The organism is Ruminococcoides bili, assembly GCF_040093295.1.
Classification (GTDB): domain Bacteria; phylum Bacillota; class Clostridia; order Oscillospirales; family Acutalibacteraceae; genus Ruminococcoides; species Ruminococcoides intestinale_A.
Genome location: NZ_JBBNJY010000093.1, coordinates 1 through 1,112 on the forward strand (window position 1 = coordinate 1; position 1,112 = coordinate 1,112).

A 1,112-nucleotide genomic window follows, 5' to 3' on the forward strand; every position below is an offset into this window, starting at 1 on the left:
CCTGAACCTGTACCTATAAGGTCGCCTCTTGCGAGAACAGAGTCGTGTGAAGATACATAAGAAAGAACATTGAAGCTGTCATCGTTATTGATAGCCTTTGCAAATCCATCATATGTGCCCTTAACTCTGCCTGCGCTTAAAAGTCCGCCACCCTGAGTTGAGAAGTTGATCATTGAATCAAATCCGCCCTGTGTGTAGTAGCCGTCCTTATTAACACCGTGATCCCAACATTCACCTGTCATCCAGAAATCTTCATCCCAGTCTGCACCCGGCTTGTCAGGGTTGTTTGCTCTCCACTCTTTAAGAGCGTCAACACAAGCATTCTTAAGGTTTTTCCAAGAAGCAAATTCAACGTGTTTTGCGGTATCGCAACGGAAACCGTCAACACCGTACTCTCTTACCCACTCTGAAAGCCAGCCTGCAAGGTAGTTGCTTACAGTCGCGCTTCTGCCTGTTTTGGTAAAGAAGTTATTAATCTTTGCTGTTTCAGAATCAAGTCTGCCCTCTCCGCTCCACTTTTTCTGGAGAATTTTTGGAAGACCTACTGTAGAAGCCTGCTCTGTTTTAAAGTCAGGAAGACCTGCAAGAGACATTGTGAGGTCACTGCCGCCACCTTCTGTATAACCTGCTACACCGCAACGAATCCAATCAGGACCCCACCAGTTAGCCCAGTCTTCTGCATTTGTATCGTAGTCGATAAAGCTGTGATATGTTTTGTTGTTTATATTCTGATGTGGATAGTATGCGTCTTCCCAGCCCGGTGCTACTGTGCCGTAACCATACTCTGCCATATCGTAAAGCGAGTTGTAACCTGAGTGGTTCATTACGATATCCATAATAACTCTGATGCCGTGCTCATGAGCTGTGTCAACAAGAGTTTCAAACTCCTCGGCAGTACCGAAGTTTGCATCTGTCTGTGTGTAGTCGAGAACATAGTAGCCGTGGTATGAATAGTGAGCGTAACTTGGATTACCGTCGCTGCCTACCACATAACCGTGTGTCTGCTCATACGGAGCGGAAATCCAGATTGCGTTTACACCGAGGTTATTGAAATAACCATCTTCGATAGACTGTGTAACACCGGCAAAGTCGCCGCCGTGGAAGGTAGCTCT

1 protein-coding gene is annotated in these 1,112 nt (G+C 46.3%); it reads right to left on the reverse strand.

Features of this window, described 5'->3' with window-relative positions:
- A partial coding sequence (locus AAAY30_RS11500; RefSeq protein WP_499215970.1) for an alpha-amylase family glycosyl hydrolase occupies positions 1-1,112 on the reverse strand: 1,112 nt, incomplete at both ends.